Origin of the sequence: Paracoccus laeviglucosivorans (genome assembly GCF_900182695.1) — a bacterium.
GTDB lineage: Bacteria > Pseudomonadota > Alphaproteobacteria > Rhodobacterales > Rhodobacteraceae > Paracoccus > Paracoccus laeviglucosivorans.
The window spans coordinates 1-14,565 of sequence record NZ_FXTK01000037.1; the positions used below are offsets into that span (position 1 = coordinate 1).

16 protein-coding genes are annotated in these 14,565 nt (G+C 59.8%); 4 read left to right on the forward strand and 12 right to left on the reverse strand.

What is annotated here, in order from left to right; all coding sequences use genetic code 11:
• Nucleotides 1–53: 53 nt before the first annotated feature.
• Nucleotides 54–1,601, reverse strand: a complete 1,548-nt coding sequence (locus FN835_RS19855; RefSeq protein WP_142664976.1) for a TonB-dependent siderophore receptor — start codon at nt 1,599–1,601, stop codon at nt 54–56.
• A 423-nt stretch (nt 1,602–2,024) separates the two neighbouring features.
• Here FN835_RS19855 and FN835_RS19860 point away from each other — a divergent pair, with 423 nt between their 5' ends.
• The gene (locus FN835_RS19860) at nt 2,025–2,756 is read left to right on the forward strand and encodes an MgtC/SapB family protein (protein WP_142664977.1); all 732 of its coding nucleotides are present in this window, start codon (nt 2,025–2,027) and stop codon (nt 2,754–2,756) included.
• 9 nt (nt 2,757–2,765) lie between these two features.
• Here the strand turns inward: FN835_RS19860 and FN835_RS19865 are convergent, their stop codons facing one another.
• The 8 genes from FN835_RS19865 to aztA form a co-directional block, all read right to left on the reverse strand.
• On the reverse strand, nt 2,766–3,710 hold the full coding sequence (locus FN835_RS19865; RefSeq protein ID WP_142664978.1) for an IS110 family RNA-guided transposase: 945 nt from the start codon (nt 3,708–3,710) through the stop codon (nt 2,766–2,768).
• Nucleotides 3,711–4,223: 513 nt separating this feature from the next.
• Nucleotides 4,224–4,718 (reverse strand): hypothetical protein, encoded by a 495-nt coding sequence (locus FN835_RS21360; protein WP_185958767.1) that lies wholly within the window; start codon nt 4,716–4,718, stop codon nt 4,224–4,226.
• A gap of 38 nt (nt 4,719–4,756) precedes the next feature.
• Nucleotides 4,757–5,128 (reverse strand): HoxN/HupN/NixA family nickel/cobalt transporter, encoded by a 372-nt coding sequence (locus FN835_RS21365; protein WP_185958768.1) that lies wholly within the window; start codon nt 5,126–5,128, stop codon nt 4,757–4,759.
• Nucleotides 5,113–5,892, reverse strand: a complete 780-nt coding sequence (locus FN835_RS19875; RefSeq protein WP_142664980.1) for a DUF1007 family protein — start codon at nt 5,890–5,892, stop codon at nt 5,113–5,115. Before FN835_RS19875 ends, FN835_RS21365 begins: the two co-directional genes overlap by 16 nt.
• 78 nt (nt 5,893–5,970) lie before the next feature.
• Nucleotides 5,971–7,230 carry a metallochaperone AztD gene (locus tag FN835_RS19880; RefSeq protein ID WP_142664981.1) on the reverse strand — a complete coding sequence of 420 codons (1,260 nt, stop codon included), beginning with the start codon at nt 7,228–7,230 and terminating at the stop codon, nt 5,971–5,973.
• Between the two features lie 23 nt (nt 7,231–7,253).
• On the reverse strand, nt 7,254–8,168 hold the full coding sequence (gene aztC, locus FN835_RS19885) for a zinc ABC transporter substrate-binding protein AztC (RefSeq protein ID WP_142664982.1): 915 nt from the start codon (nt 8,166–8,168) through the stop codon (nt 7,254–7,256).
• 16 nt (nt 8,169–8,184) lie between these two features.
• On the reverse strand, nt 8,185–9,051 hold the full coding sequence (gene aztB / locus FN835_RS19890) for a zinc ABC transporter permease AztB (protein ID WP_142664983.1): 867 nt from the start codon (nt 9,049–9,051) through the stop codon (nt 8,185–8,187).
• On the reverse strand, nt 9,051–9,812 hold the full coding sequence (gene aztA / locus FN835_RS19895; protein WP_142664984.1) for a zinc ABC transporter ATP-binding protein AztA: 762 nt from the start codon (nt 9,810–9,812) through the stop codon (nt 9,051–9,053). Before aztA ends, aztB begins: the two co-directional genes overlap by 1 nt.
• Nucleotides 9,813–9,965: 153 nt before the next feature.
• On the opposite strand from aztA, the gene FN835_RS19900 reads away from it, so the two are divergent.
• From FN835_RS19900 to FN835_RS19910, 3 genes are all read left to right on the forward strand, one after another.
• Nucleotides 9,966–11,129 (forward strand): S-(hydroxymethyl)glutathione dehydrogenase/class III alcohol dehydrogenase, encoded by a 1,164-nt coding sequence (locus FN835_RS19900; protein ID WP_142664985.1) that lies wholly within the window; start codon nt 9,966–9,968, stop codon nt 11,127–11,129.
• The gene (locus tag FN835_RS19905) at nt 11,126–11,743 is read left to right on the forward strand and encodes a DUF1826 domain-containing protein (RefSeq protein WP_142664986.1); all 618 of its coding nucleotides are present in this window, start codon (nt 11,126–11,128) and stop codon (nt 11,741–11,743) included. Before FN835_RS19900 ends, FN835_RS19905 begins: the two co-directional genes overlap by 4 nt.
• A gap of 379 nt (nt 11,744–12,122) precedes the next feature.
• The gene (locus FN835_RS19910; RefSeq protein ID WP_142664987.1) at nt 12,123–13,175 is read left to right on the forward strand and encodes a GSU2403 family nucleotidyltransferase fold protein; all 1,053 of its coding nucleotides are present in this window, start codon (nt 12,123–12,125) and stop codon (nt 13,173–13,175) included.
• Nucleotides 13,176–13,419: 244 nt separating this feature from the next.
• Here the strand turns inward: FN835_RS19910 and FN835_RS19915 are convergent, their stop codons facing one another.
• From FN835_RS19915 to FN835_RS21370, 3 genes are all read right to left on the reverse strand, one after another.
• Nucleotides 13,420–13,788: a type II toxin-antitoxin system RelE/ParE family toxin gene (locus FN835_RS19915; protein ID WP_142664988.1), complete on the reverse strand. Its 369-nt coding sequence runs from the start codon at nt 13,786–13,788 to the stop codon at nt 13,420–13,422.
• Entirely contained in the window at nt 13,788–14,045 is a 258-nt protein-coding gene (locus FN835_RS19920) for a ribbon-helix-helix domain-containing protein (RefSeq protein WP_142664989.1), read from the reverse strand. The genes FN835_RS19915 and FN835_RS19920 overlap by 1 nt, the downstream gene beginning before the upstream one ends.
• Nucleotides 14,046–14,124: 79 nt before the next feature.
• The coding region (locus tag FN835_RS21370) for a hypothetical protein (protein WP_221930495.1) at nt 14,125–14,565 on the reverse strand (441 nt) is incomplete at its 5' end.

Genomic DNA, 14,565 nt, shown 5'->3' on the forward strand with positions numbered 1-14,565 from the left:
ACCTCCGACCAGTACCTGAAAGCCGCCGCCTGACATGAAACCCATGCTGAAGCTTAGCTGAGCGGCAAACCGGTCCAAATTCCCGGACCACCTCTGTTTGCTGTGAACATCTGCGCGTATTGGGCGTAGACCATGGTATTGTCGCTGATCTTGTAGACGGCCGAGATGGAGGGGGTAAACTCCCCTTTGGCCGTCCAGTCACCATCTGCGGTTTTCAGCCAGGTGAAGCGACCCCCGATCGGAATGCTGAGACGGTCTGTGGCTTGAAAATTGACCTGTCCGAACAGAGTGTACTGATTGTTCGGATCACCTTTTGCCCCCCATGGCTCATCGATGATGTAGTCGGGCCGATCGACGACATGCGGGTTGGGATCGAAGATGTCGACGATGAATTCGCTGTTGGCGCCGATACCCCGTCCAAAGGCCCGGCGGAACCATTCCCGCTTCAGTGTAAAGCCGAGCAGCACGTCATGGGTGTGACCGAAGGCGTCGAAGGCCCCATTGAGGTTGGCATCGTAGATCTCATACTGGTTCCAGTCGTTCCAGTAGGATAGCGCATAGCATTGACGCCCGTCCGGATCATCACGATCGATCCCGCCGGCTTCGTAACCGGGAACGGATGGGTTTTCACACAGCCCTGCCACGCTCCGCGTCGAGGAATGATGCGAATCCCCGTTTCGGTATGCAAGCCGAAGCTTCCAGCGGTCATTGAACTCATGTTCCACCTCGGCATTGAGCCAAAGCGAGCGGAACTTGTAGAGGCTCCAATCCTGGGTCGCGGTGGTGCCCTGAGGGAAATCGATCAGTGTTCCGTCGCTATAGGTCGGCAGGCCGGCGCGAAAACCTTGAACGACATCATTGCTTTGCCGCCATGCGCTGAACCGCAGCACCGTGCTGTCGGTCAGATCATATTCCGTGACTGCATAAAGCGACGCACGCTCATATTTTTCCGGATCAAATTGGTCCCGATCTTCGTATGCGCCGACAAAACGCGCCCGCAGCCGACCATCCAACAAGGGCGCAATATTGTAATCGACCTGTAGCTGCCTTGATGTCGGATCGCCAAAGCCGGCCTTGACCTGCAAGGTCTCGGTGCCCGTCGGACGCTTGAACGAGTAGTTGATCATGCCGCCGGCGGCACCTTCACCTTGAAAAATTGCCGCAGGGCCTTTCAGAATCTCGACTTGCTCGAACGCCGACAGATCGGCGGCTTGCCTGCCGATGAAGGTGCCGACCGGAATGCCTTCGATCGCGGTTTGGGCGCTGAAGCCTCGGATCCGCGAAAAGCCTTCTTTGCTTGTCACATCGACGCCTGGCGTCATTTGCAGAAGGTCCAGATCGGAACGGATGTCCTGATCGGTAATGCGAGCCGCGGTGAAGGCAGTAATCGTCTGCGGTGTATCCAACGGCTCGGCCTGGACTCGGTTGACCGAGGTTGGCGCAACGTAGTCCTGCTCAGCGGTGGATTGCTCAGAAGCTTTCAGCACTACCGTATCCAGGACATAGGGGTCGCTGCCATTCGTCGTGTCCTGCGCATTGGCAATCGCCACGACGCCCAGCGACATTCCCAAGACCGCTGTAGTTGCAATAGACTTGCGCATACCGTGTCACCTCGCATCAGAGAATGCATTCGGGAATCGACATCCCGATGCGTTGAAGAAAGCGGGGCTGGAGTTAGCGACGAAGCCGATGCGGCCTGACAAGCATGAAACCCTGGCTGACGCCGATCGAACAGCTGGGGACGCCTCACAAGGCGTGTCCTGACGAAAAGTTGATTTGTCCTAGATTGTGACGAAGGGTGACGCAACGGCACGTCACGCAGGTCATGCTCGAGCCAATGGGGGAGTGACGATTTCGTCACAATCAATCGCCCTAGCAACGTTCTGCTTTTGCCGCGTCAAGAAATGGCCCGCACGCGGCCGGTCTGGAGGCTGATATTGTGACGCTCGGCCAATATTGGGAACCACCTGCGCGGCCGTTGCTTTGGCTGGTGACACAGGTTGGAGGCGAGATTGAAAATATACATGAACTTCGACAGCCTCGGAGCCCTGCTTAGCGATCCGATGATGACCTTGCCGCTGCTTGGGAGTGTGGTTGCGGGCGGCCTGATCGGGGCAGAAAGAGAATTTCAGGGCAAATCAGCAGGGCTTCGAACACATGTTCTGGTCTGCTTTGCCTCAGCGCTCATGACACTTCTGGCATTGCGCATGTCCGACTGGACCCTATCACTGCCGGAGGGCGCGCAAGTCATCACCGACATGTCCCGGATGCCCCATGCGATCCTTACGGGGATAGGGTTCTTGTGCGCCGGTGTCATTTTCCGGGAAGGCGCATCCGTTCAGGGCTTAACGACAGCAGCATCTTTGTGGCTTACTGCAGCCCTCGGCATCACATTCGGTGCGGGGCTGCTCGAGCTCGCGACGATGAGCACGATCATCACTTTGCTTGTGCTCATGTTGCTCCGCCTAGCGCAAAAGCTTGCGCCGCTCAGCCCGGAAATCCGCATCGAACTGGAGGTCGATCATGGCAGCGATTTTAACGGCCATAAATTGCACTCGTGCCTACGCCACCACGGAATCCGCGCCGGTCGCCTCGCAATTTCGCAGGACAATTCCACTCAGATCCGGTGCTACAAGCTGCATGCGGCACTGCGTCATGACAGCTTTGATTCCGAAGAGCTCGCGAAGGAACTCTGCAAAGCGCATGGGGTGAGAAGAATTGCGGTCACGCCTCTCGAAAAAGAGTTTTTCCGCTAGCAACTGTGTTCACCTGCTTAGCTGGGTCTGCCAAAGGACGCCTGATTTGAGGATCACGTTTGCGATTGTGACCAGCCTGCGGGCGATTGCGACAACGAATAGCTTGTGGGGTTTGCCGCGTATTTTGAGGGCCTGTGCGACGGGCTTCAGAACGGGGTTGTGACACGCTGCTGCCAGTGCGGCCTGGAACAGGACATGTCTCAGTGCGCGCCGACCTCCCGCGATTGCCCGTTTGCCCCGCATTGCGCCACTGTCATGCGGGATGGGAGCAAGGCCCGTCATGGCCGCAGCTTTACCGGATGTCATCCGCCCGAGTTCCGGCATTTCCGCGATCAGCATGGCCGCAGAGACTGGGCCAATCCCGGGGGTGGACAGCAGAAGCCTTGCCTCTGCCGCCGACGCGTCCTCCTGCCCGAAGACGCTTTTGATCCGCTGCTCAAGGTGTCCGATCTGAGCGTCGAGAATTGCCAGGAGGTTGGCGTCCATATCCTCGAGATCGGCAGGAGTATTTTGTTTTCTGCGCGCCGCTATCTGTGCAGAATGCCGTTTACGCATCTCTACAATTTGAGCCCTGCGTGTTGTTAAAGCTCTGAGAACATGCAGGCTCTCTACCGTCAGTTTCCGCCCGACTTCAGGCCAGAACAGCATGAACCGTGCGATCAGCTCGGCTCCAATCCGGCCGGTCTTTGCCTGTATGCCCCGGAAAAGGGCAAATGCGTTGATCTGTGCCGGTGTTAGTTGCACAGCCTCCACCCCAGCCGCGACAAGCGTGGACAAGAGCAGCCATTCTTGACCGCCCGTTGCCACAAATCCGACCCGCACTGGCTGGGACAAATCCCCGAGCTGCTTGAGAAGTTGTGCATGGCCTGCTGCGATGCTGGGCAGGCAGAGCCGTCGCCCGCTCGACGCATAAAAGCCGTCGAGCCAATCGCGGGAAACATCTATGCCGATCACGGCTCATGCTGGTATCATATCACTCTCTCTTTCTTATGCTTCGTGGTCCCGCAAACGGGCCGCCGTCAGCTGTTCGAGACGGTGAGGAGAGACGGGATCAGTCTGCTAGCGATCGTGGTCAGGCCACAAGGTGTTCAGTACCGGTATCTGGTGGATCGTGTGCAGGATGAACCTTTAGGGTGCTAGCTGAACGGCAAATTGGTCGAAATTCCCGGAGCATCTTCCTTTGTCAGGACTCGTGGGCGGCCTGTCGGTGCCCTTTGTCCGAGCCTGGTGATTGTATGAGGGTCACCCAACCCGACCCGACCCGACAACATATATCGCAACGTGGCGGAACAAAGCTGCGACATCGCTCTTGCCAAATTAAGCCGATATCTGGCTCTTAGCTTTTGGGAGCCTGCGCCGGGATTGATGATCCTAAGCGAAGCCAAGACCAAGGAAGCGGTGGCATCTGCGCGACGTCTCTCGTGGTCGCATCACGTGCCGCCTGCAAGAGTCGCCGCAGCGATATCGCTAAATCAGGCCCAACGCGTTCCCGGCAAGCAAAACTACTGCCAGACCGGCGCAAAGCTCGAACCCAGCGCCGGCAGCCGGTAAGATCTGCGAACCGATGACGCTTGACATAACACCTTGGCGCAGTGAATTGCCCATGAAGGCGACAAGAAGCGCCAGCGCGGCGGTGCCGGATGCCATAGCGAATGCCCCCGCGATGCCTGCGCCAAGAATGTTCATCTGCCATGTCAGCACCAACAGCAATACGGCGCCGCTGCAGGGCCGGATGGCGATCGACGAGATGACCAAAGCCAGCTCCCGCCAGCTGGAGGCCGCCGCAATCTTCTCCGGCTGCGGGGCATGGGCATGGCCGCATGACGCGCAGGTGCCGTGGTCGTGGTGATGGTCGTGATGGCCGCGCGGCGTATCGGCGGCCAGCAGCCCGACACCGCGCGTCGCGCCGCGCAGTACGAGCCAGACTCCGATTAGCAGGATCGACAGCGTGCTGAGCTGCATCAGGGTCGTTTCCGCCAGGTGGGTCAACTGTTGCCGGGTCAGCGCGAACAGACCTGCCCCCCCAGCACAAGCGCAACCGCCGTCAGCGCCTGTCCCAGCGAGGCCGCGACGGTGGCGAATACCAGCCGCCCCATCGGAACCGCGCGCGACATGCTGTATGCACCGACCAGAAACTTGCCATGACCTGGTCCGACCGCATGAAAAAAACCGTAAGCAAGACATAGTCCCATCAACTGGGCCGAGGCACCGGGATCCCCGGCCCTGAGCGCCTGCAAACTGCGTGCGAGGCCGTTTTGTGCCTGTCGCTGCATGGCGGTGGCCCAGCCGACGATCTGGGCGTGATGTTGCCAGATCAGCACCAGCGCCAGCAATGCGGCCGCACCCCCAGCGATGATCAGCGCCCGCCGCATGTGACCAGAAACCCGTCGGCGAAGGTGATCCCGACATCGGGCATGTGCATAAAGGCGATCGAGCTGGTTTCCATATCGAGCTGCTGCAACTGTGCCAACAGGTCCTGCTGTCCGCTGGTATCGGGCGGGCGGCGCGCGACCTTGCACTCCGCATCCCCCTGAATCGTCGGCTTCCGTGGCGTGTCATAGGCCACGAAATATTCCGGATCATACAGGCGCAGGAACAGCGGATCAGCGGCTGTTACCTTGACCGGATATTCAAGCGGCCGCAGATGCGAGGTCTTGATCCGGTCATTTTCATAAGCCGCCCGATGCTCAAGCGGTGGCCCCAACACGACCGGCGCACCCTTGTGCTCGACGAGGATGTGGCCGGGAAAGCCTGCGGCCCAATCCACGTCCTTGCCCGCAAAAGCATTCAGCCGCTCAGGTTCGGGGATACCGTCGCCATTGGCGTCCAGTTGTGCGTCCTCGATCATCATCAGGCTATAGAATTCGTCATAGGTCCACGTCACCCGGATCGCCGCCCACTGGCCGGTCTTGTTAAAAACCAGCGCGGCATCCGCATCGATAAACACATGCGGATGTGCCGTTGCCGTTTGAAGGCCCGCCAGCAGCGTGACCACTGCCAGGGTCAGGGCCCGGGCAACGGATCGTGTGCGTGATGGCTTTGGCCCCATGCGGCTTTGGCGACAGATCATTCCCGGTTCCCGCTTGGCTGTCTCGAACGATGCGCCCTGCTTTGCTGCGCGCCCGCCTGCGGTCAATATAAAGAACTGTGAGGATGACCGACAAGCGGCGTACCTCGCCCCCGCGTCAAGGGGGCAAGGCGTCTTTCGCGGACGTCAGTGTACGACGCCGCTGCCGCCGGTGACGGCGATATTATAGGGTTTGCCTTCGACCTTGACGGTGCCGATTTCGGACAGGTCTTTGGTCGCGATGCGGCGCACGACACCGGCATTGGGGTCGGTCACCACGACTTCGTCACCGGCCACGGCAATACGCGGACGCGGGTCGTTCCAGTGGCCGTCCATGCTGTAGGGTGCGGTGATTTTGGCGCTGGCCTCGATCTTGCCGTCCAGCATGTCGATGCGGTGCAACTGGCCGTCCTCGGTCAGCACATAGGCGTCGGCTGCCTTGGCTGGATCGAGCGCAAAATCGACGCGGCGGAAGGGCAGGCTGATCCGGCGCATTTGCGGTTCGTCCACCGGATCGATCACGACCAGCCCGTCTGCACCGTGGTTGCCAAGGAACATTTGTACCGATTTCGACCCCAGGATCGTGCCGGTCGTCACATCTTTTGGGAAATCCGCCGGATAGGGCAGCAGCTTGAATGCCACACCATTTTCCTCGGGCGTGGCGGTCAGAACGCCTTCCTTGCAGCCTGCCGCCAGATAGGCACCTGAGAATGCCTCGCCATGGATTGCAGTGCAGGCCGCCAGATCGCCCTGTGCCTTACCGTCTGCGTCGAAGGCCTGCAGCCCAAGGCGCGGCACGGATTCGTCGCCGGTCACCTGAGCATCCGACGCCACGGTGGACAGGGTGTATTCGCCCATCGGGGTCACGAACCCATGATGGGCGCGGGCCTGATCGAAACGCGTGGTTTCGACATGGCCGTGGCTCAGTTCGTGTTCATCAAGAAGCTCGGCATAGCCACCCTTGTCATAATTGATCGAAACCTTGCCGCCATGCGATACGACATGGAACGGGCGCGGGCCCTGCAGCGACTTTTCCGCCGCCGCGGGATCCGCAATTTCGATATCGGCGTGATCGCCGTGATCACGGAAGCTGATGCCCGAGGTGATGAAATCGACCTGGTCGTTGTCCGATTGCACCGCTGCCACCGCCGCGCCGCCCGCTACCGGGTACAGCTTGACCTGACCGGTGGTGTCAAAGCTCCAACGGTGATCAGGTTCGGTCAGGTCAAAGGCCGTGACCTTGCCCGCTTCGTGATCGCCGACAAAAATGCGATACAGCGTCACGTCGCCATGATCATGGTCGTGCTTTTCGGCATGTTCGTGATCATGATTATGGGTGTCATGGGCGAATGACGCGCTGGCAAGGCACAGTGCCAGAACGCTGGCACCGCCAAAATATTTCAACATGTTCTATCTCCTGCGTGGGGAATTTACTTTGCGGAAAGGGCTTGGGTGATCGTCTGCGCGTTGTGGCGCATCAGATCGACATAATTCGGCGCGGGGCCGTCGAGCGGGGACAGCGCGTCGGAATACAGCACACCCGCCACCTCCAGGTCAGCCTCGGACGCGATCTGCTCGATCATGCGGTTGTCGGCGATGTTTTCAGAGAAAATCGCGCGGGCGTTCTTGGCGCGGATATCGCGGATCAGACCCGCGACATCGGCGGCCGACGCCTCGGATTCGGTGGAAATGCCTTGGGGCGACAGAAATTCGATGCCGTAAGCCTTGGTGAAATAACGATACGCGTTGTGCGGCACGACTCCGGTGCGGTGATCGGCGGGCAGGTCGGCGACCATCTGCCGGACTTCATTGTCCAGCTTGGTTAATTCGGCGGTGTAGGCGTTGGCATTGGCGCGATAGGTGTCGCACCCATCCGCATCGGCGGCGCAGAATGCGTCGGCGATATTGGCGACATAGACTTGGGCATTGGCGATCGATTGCCAGGCGTGGGGGTCATGAGCGCCCGCATGGAAAATCGCTTTGCCGTCGATGAAATGGTAATGCCCCCCATTGGGATCCTCCAACGTATCGGCGCCGTCGGTCGCCACGACAATGGTGGCATCGGTATCGCTGGCCGCAATCAGGCGATCCATAAAGCCTTCGAACTCCAAGCCATTGGTCAGCACGACATCGGCGCGAGCCAGAGCCATCGCATCGGCAGGGCGGGGTTCATAGATGTGCGCATCTGCATCGGGTCCGACCAGCGTGCGCAGCACAATGCGATCGCCGCCGACCTGTTGTGCCATGTCGCCAAGGATGGAAAAGCTTGCGATGACATCCAGCGATGCAGCACCTGCCCATGTGGGTGTCAGGGCAAGGGCGGTGCAGATAAGCCAGCGTTTCATGGGGGGCTCCGTAATTTCAGCCAGTTCGGTGGGTGCGGCGCGTCAGCAGAGGCATCAGTGCGCCGCGCGGGCCCAGCAGCACGGATGCCGCATAGATCGCGCCCGAGGACAGAATGATCGCTGGCCCCGAGGGCAGCGACGCGTGATAGGACAGCAGCAGCCCGCCAACCGATGACATCGCCCCGATCACCACCGCCAGCCCGACCATGGGAAGGACCGACGTGGTCCAGAACCGCGCCCCCGCCGCAGGCAGGATCATCAGCCCAACCGACAACAGCGTGCCAAGTGCCTGAAACCCGGCGACAAGGTTCAGCACCACCAGTCCCAGAAAAGCCTGGTGCGTGATGCCGCCCAGTTTCGATACCGACCGCAGGAACAGCGGGTCCAGACATTCCGCGACCAGGGCACGCCACAGGATGACCAGCACCAGCACCGTCACCGCCAGCACGATCATGATCAGCCACAGCGCATCATCGTTCAGCGCCAGTACCGTGCCGAACAGCACATGCATCAGATCAACGCTGGAGCCCCGAAGACTGACCAAGACCACGCCCACTGCCAGCGAGATCAGATAGAATGCCGCCATCGAGGCATCTTCTTTTTGCACGGTCAGCCGCGCCACCGCGCCGGCACCTACCGCGACAATCGCACCCGCGATCAGCCCGCCGATAGTCATGGGCAGGATTTTTAGCCCATAGATCAGGAACCCCGCTGCCGCGCCGGGCAGGATGGCGTGGGACATGGCCTCTCCGGTCAGGCTCATCCTTCGCAGCATTAGGAAAACGCCGACCGGGCAGGCCGTCAGCGACAGCATCAGCGCGCCCAGCAGCGCGCGGCGCATGAAATCGAATTCCGCAAAAGGGGCGATGAGGAAATCGTGCATCAGGCGACCTCGTCCGGCGCGCACCATGGAGCGTGGTCGTCCCAAGCCTCATGCAGATTACGGGCGCGTTGCAGGTTGTCGGATGTCAGCACGTCGAGGGTTGCCCCCCATGCGATAGGCCGGCGCGCCAGCAACAGGGTTTGTGGAAACTGCGCGCGCACCAAGTCCAGATCATGGGCAACGACGATGACCGTGCGCCCCTGTCCCTGCCAGCGATGGATCAGCGCGACCAGATCGCCGATGGTGCGTTCATCGACCGCGTTGAAGGGTTCGTCCAGCAGGATCAGCTGTGCATCCTGCACCAGAACCCGCGCAAACAGCGCCCGCTGCAACTGCCCCCCCGACAGGCTGTCGATGGGGCGCGTATCGAACCCGTCCAGACCCACCGCGCTGATGGCGGCGGCCACCCGGTCGCGGTCCTGCGCGCGGTGGCGGCCCAGCAGCCCCCGTTGCGACCACAGGCCCAGCGACACAAGATCGCGCACCCGCGCCGGAAAGCTGCGGTCCAGTTCGGATTGCTGCGGCAGATAAGCTAGGCTGGTTCCCGGCGCGATATGGCAACGCCCGCTCATTGGGCGCAGCAGACCGGCGATGGTCTTGATCAGCGTGGATTTTCCGGACCCGTTCACGCCGACCAATGCAGAGAGCGACCCCGCCGAGAAACAGCAGCTCAGGTGATGCACCGCCGCATGGCTGCCATAGCCGACCGTCAGGTCGCGCATCTCGACGGCAGTGCGGGGGTTGAAGGGGAGTCCGGTCATATTGCCTCATGAAGTCGAGACGTAATTACATAACATTAAATTTGAGGCAAGCCCTTGCGGGGGCGAACCGGTGGATATTAAAACGCAATGTAATCACATCACATCTATCAGATACCATGCCCGAAGCCATGCCGTCGACCAAGGGAGAGTGCCATGAAAACCCGCGCTGCCATTGCTTGGGAACCGAACCGCCCGCTGGAAATCGAAGAGATCGATCTGGACGGCCCCAAAGCTGGCGAGGTTCTGGTCCGCATCGTGACGACCAGCCTGTGCCACACAGATATGTTCACCTTGTCGGGTGCCGATCCCGAAGGGTTGTTCCCGGCGGTTCTGGGCCATGAGGCCGTCGGCATCGTCGAGGAACTGGGCGCAGGCGTCACCTCGGTCAGGCCGGGCGATCATGTCATTCCGCTGTATACCCCTGAGGATCCGAACTGCCCCTACATCAAATCGGGCAAGACTAATCTGTGCCAGACCATCCGCAAGACGCAGGGCCAAGGGGTGATGCCGGACGGGACGTCGCGCTTTTCCCATAAGGGCAAAATGATCCACCATTATATGGGGACAAGCACCTTCAGCGAATATACGGTGCTGCCCGAAATCGCAGTCGCCAAGATTTCCAAAGGCGCACCCTTGGCCAAGGCCAGCGTCATGGGTTGTGCCGTGCCGACCGGCATGGGGGCGGTGCGCAATACCGCCAAAGTGGAACCGGGATCAACCGTGGCGGTTTTTGGCCTTGGCGCGGTGGGCATGGCGGTGATCCAAGGGGCCAGGATGATCGGTGCCAAGCGGATCATCGGCATTGATACCAACCCATCAAAATTCCTGCTGGCGAAAAGCCTTGGCGCGAACGACTGCATCAACCCCAAGGATTTCGATGAACCGATCCATCAGGTCATCATCGACATGACCGATGGTGGCGTCGATTACAGCATTGAATGTATCGGAAACGTCAGTGTCATGCGATCAGCCCTGGAATGCTGCCACAAGGGCTGGGGAGAATGCACCGTCATCGGAGTGGCTGGTGCGGGCGAGGAAATCTCGACCCGGCCATTCCAGCTCGTCACGGGCCGGGTCTGGCGTGGTTCGGCCTTTGGCGGCGTGCTTGGCCGGTCGCAACTGCCAGGAATGGTCGATGAATGGCTATGTGGTGATTTCAGCGTCGATCCCTATATCACCCATAATATGACACATGATCAGATCAACACCGCATTCGATCTGTTGCATGAGGGGGAATCCATTCGCTCGGTCATCCATTTCAGGCCGCAGGACACAATGCTGGTCAACGCCGTTCCTGGAAAGATCGTGACAGCATGAACGTCATCGCCTTCCCACGTTCAACGGATGCGCGCGGCATTTTGCAATCCCACGACGTGTCAGTCCTGAACAGTATAAGCGCGCCTGGCATTGCCGCCGCAATCTGGCAACGTCAGCCCATGGTCGAATTCTCGCGTTGGATCGATGACCTGCCAGTGCATCAGTTGCCCCGGCTACGAACCATCGTCGCCGTGGGTTCAGTAACGCCATGCATCCACGCGGCCTGTGATCTAGTCGCGACACCGAAAGGTCAGTTCCGGGACATGCTGGCCAATGACATTACGGCGATGGCACAGATCATGACCGGTGTCATGGATGCGCCGATGATGCACCTGCGGCTTGAGGTTGTCGAAACCGACGCCTGCCGGAAATTTCATATCGACAACAAGACTGCCCGGATGCTTTGCACCTATCGAGGGGCGGGAACCCAACTGGCCGAGATTGGCCAGGAAGCTGCGCCGTCCGTGATCGGCACGGGAAGCATTGCGCTGTTGCGTGGCAAGCGCTGGCCAGGCGAGGCAACCGCGCTGCTGCATCGCTCGCCCCCAATAGAGGCCACCGGCCAAGTGCGACTCTTGGCGGTGATCGATCCTGCGTGGGATTTCAAAAAATGATCTCGGTATGGGCAGGATATGTCTCGAACCAAGGAGGGTCTTGATCACTTGGTCATGACAACCGATAGAATTTGGGCCGAAAATCATTAAATCGTTCACGCCAGCAGTTCAGGCGACAGGCGCTGACCGCCGTCTTTGACGGTCTTTCTCGCTGTATCGTCGGCATGGAGGCTTGCCTCAGCGCCCACTTCGTCAGGCAGACCCTGCGTGCGGTGGAGCTCGTACCGCGGTTAACCCGTTTGGGTACAGTGATAAATTTCTGAGGCACACATGAAATACACCAAGCCGTAGCAGGAACATAGATCTGGGGAAGGTCTATTCTATTGAAAATTATCATTTTGGTGATTATCATCCCTTGCGTGGCGCACGGAGCACCAAAATGATATATTACAATTATTTAGATAGTCGTGTGATCCGTGATCGAGTCGACCTCGTCACCACATTCGAAGAGTGGCAGCGCACGCAAAAACTATCACGGGACGAACTCGGCGGAAATATGTCCTACGAGTTTCGTAGCGACCGCGAATATCTATACCGCAGAATGACGAGAAACGGGATCCGGTCAACCCGGAGCCTTGGTCCGCGATCTGACGAGACAGACGAAATTCTAGCGCATTTCCAGCGCCAGAAACATGAAGCCGAGGAGCGGATCGCAACTTTGGCCCAAAAAATCAATCAGCTGGCGGCGGTGATGCGAGCGCTCAACCACCAACGTGTCCCGAGCATCGCGGCCAGACTGATCCGCAAGCTGGATGACAGCTCGGCTGCCGCGCGGTTTCGGGTGGTTGGGACGCACGCGCTCTACGCCTATGAGGCCGCTGCTGCGGTGACGTTCAACGGCGAAATGGTCGCCACCGGAGATCTGGATGTGTTGATTGATGATCGTGCCCCACTGCGCATCGCGATTGAAGGAGAGGACAAAGGTCTTGAGGCGCTGGCCCGATCCGTCGATCCGTCCTTCCTGCAGCGACAGAAAGGCGACTTCCGTCTGACCAACAAGGACGGGTTTATGGTCGAGTTCATCCGCCCCGAAGCGCGACCGGCGCACAGGGTCATGCCCGGCCAGACCAGCGGCATCGCAGGGGATGCCGTTCCGGCCCCAGTAGCCGGTCTGGAATGGCTTGTATCTGCGCCTGCATTTTCGGCAATTGCCATCGATGACCGTGGCTTTCCGGTCAGAATGACCGCCCCGGCACCAGCCGTGTGGGCTGCGCATAAGATGTGGATTTCAGAAAGGCAGGATCGTGATCCTGGCAAGGCGGTACGGGACCGGATTCAGGCTGAAGCCGTCCTGAGCCTGATCGAAGACCGACTGCCGCAGGAGCGTTTGGATCCCGTTAAACATAGCGCCCTCCCGAAATCAGTGGCAGAGTTGGTGACATCCGGACACGCAAAAAACGATCAGAACAAGCTGACGCCCGATTGGGACTGACAAGTTGCGATCTTCCGTACGCTTTAATCATGACGACCGAAGGCAAAGGCCAGGAAAGGGCCGCGGCGCGGATACATAGGCAACGTCGCCTGTTTGGTGGATGCTATCCAATTTAAGCAATGGCGCATTCGGTTCAATAACGGCGGCTCTAAAGTAAGCGCGCTTAAGTAACCAGGCTGTGGTCTGGGGACTGCCACCTGACCGAACAGACTGGAAATCGTGCATCATCACCATTGCGGACCCGTCAGGTTGCCAGATGGGTGCTTTCGCGCAGCAATCTGACCAGCATATGCCTTTGATGGTCCTGACCGCCAAAGAAGATCGCCAGAATTTGGAGGCGGCATAGCGCGGGATCCGGTAGATACCAGTAGATCGCCCGGTCCAGTTCCAGATGCCGCAGGCCGGGGATCAGGTGGTCATGGGGGGCGCCACGAAACGGCGCCGTCGTCAGGCGCTCCGCTTCGGCGATGATCGAGTCGACTCGGGCTTCAGCGCGCCGTGCGGCCTCAACCGGGCGATCGCCGAACGTGATATAGGCGTCTTTCAGGTGGGCTTCGATCAGGGTCAGATCTTCGACGGCAGACGCCGCGAACTCGACAATCCAGTCCTGCATCAGCTGCGATGGGTGCTGCGTCGTGCCGCAAGCTGTGCACGCAGATCGCTGCCGCTGACAAACTTGCCGGCCATCCGCTCCTCCAGCAAGGTCTTCAATGCCAACCGGTCCGCACGGGCATCCATCTCGCGCTGACGCAACAGGTCCAGACCCTGCTGAATTACCGCGCTGAGCGACGCATATTGCCCAGCGGCTACCAACTCCTTGGCGAAGGCATGCTGTTCGTCGCGCAGCGAGATAGAGGATTTAATGGTCATCGCAGGCTCCTTCCAACGCCAGTATGACCTGGTAGCATTGATATGCCAAGTGACAAGATGCGGCCACCCTCTGAACTACTCACCCACCGAGCTTCCTGCGCAATTTGACCTCAATGCTCTGCATGGTCTTCAGCGCGTCCAGCTCCGCCGGGCGCAGCGCTTCGCCAAGTTCTTCGTCCGTCAGGCCTGTATCCGCAGGGACAGCCTCGGTCATGACCACGCTGGCCAGCGCCGATCCCGGCGGCGACGCCGCTGCCGATGCGGTCGATGCATCGCCTGCGCCGCCCGCATGGGCAGCAGGAAGGCCACCGTTCCGCTGGCCCTTCGCCTCGGGATAAGCCAGCAGCTTTTGCGTCTGATCGGTCAGTGCCGCGACTTTGTCGCGCAGATTTCGCAGATCCTCGGCCGCGCGCGAGGGATAGGGTAGGGGGCCTTTCTGCGCCGCCATCAGCCCCCGGAAATACGGATCCTCGTAATAGACGATACGGTTGACCATGATCGGGTGCTGGCGCTCGGGGAT

What these genes read in the sequence shown, in the direction of transcription:
- FN835_RS19855 (WP_142664976.1), bottom strand. Translation starts at nt 1,601, where the DNA reads ATGCGCAAGTCTATTGCAACTACAGCGGTCTTGGGAATGTCGCTGGGC.
- FN835_RS19860 (WP_142664977.1), top strand. Translation starts at nt 2,025, where the DNA reads ATGAACTTCGACAGCCTCGGAGCCCTGCTTAGCGATCCGATGATGACC.
- FN835_RS21360 (WP_185958767.1), bottom strand. Translation starts at nt 4,718, where the DNA reads ATGCAGCTCAGCACGCTGTCGATCCTGCTAATCGGAGTCTGGCTCGTA.
- FN835_RS21365 (WP_185958768.1), bottom strand. Translation starts at nt 5,128, where the DNA reads ATGCGGCGGGCGCTGATCATCGCTGGGGGTGCGGCCGCATTGCTGGCG.
- FN835_RS19880 (WP_142664981.1), bottom strand. Translation starts at nt 7,230, where the DNA reads ATGTTGAAATATTTTGGCGGTGCCAGCGTTCTGGCACTGTGCCTTGCC.
- aztC (WP_142664982.1), bottom strand. Translation starts at nt 8,168, where the DNA reads ATGAAACGCTGGCTTATCTGCACCGCCCTTGCCCTGACACCCACATGG.
- aztB (WP_142664983.1), bottom strand. Translation starts at nt 9,051, where the DNA reads ATGCACGATTTCCTCATCGCCCCTTTTGCGGAATTCGATTTCATGCGC.
- aztA (WP_142664984.1), bottom strand. Translation starts at nt 9,812, where the DNA reads ATGACCGGACTCCCCTTCAACCCCCGCACTGCCGTCGAGATGCGCGAC.
- FN835_RS19900 (WP_142664985.1), top strand. Translation starts at nt 9,966, where the DNA reads ATGAAAACCCGCGCTGCCATTGCTTGGGAACCGAACCGCCCGCTGGAA.
- FN835_RS19905 (WP_142664986.1), top strand. Translation starts at nt 11,126, where the DNA reads ATGAACGTCATCGCCTTCCCACGTTCAACGGATGCGCGCGGCATTTTG.
- FN835_RS19910 (WP_142664987.1), top strand. Translation starts at nt 12,123, where the DNA reads ATGATATATTACAATTATTTAGATAGTCGTGTGATCCGTGATCGAGTC.
- FN835_RS19915 (WP_142664988.1), bottom strand. Translation starts at nt 13,788, where the DNA reads ATGCAGGACTGGATTGTCGAGTTCGCGGCGTCTGCCGTCGAAGATCTG.
- FN835_RS19920 (WP_142664989.1), bottom strand. Translation starts at nt 14,045, where the DNA reads ATGACCATTAAATCCTCTATCTCGCTGCGCGACGAACAGCATGCCTTC.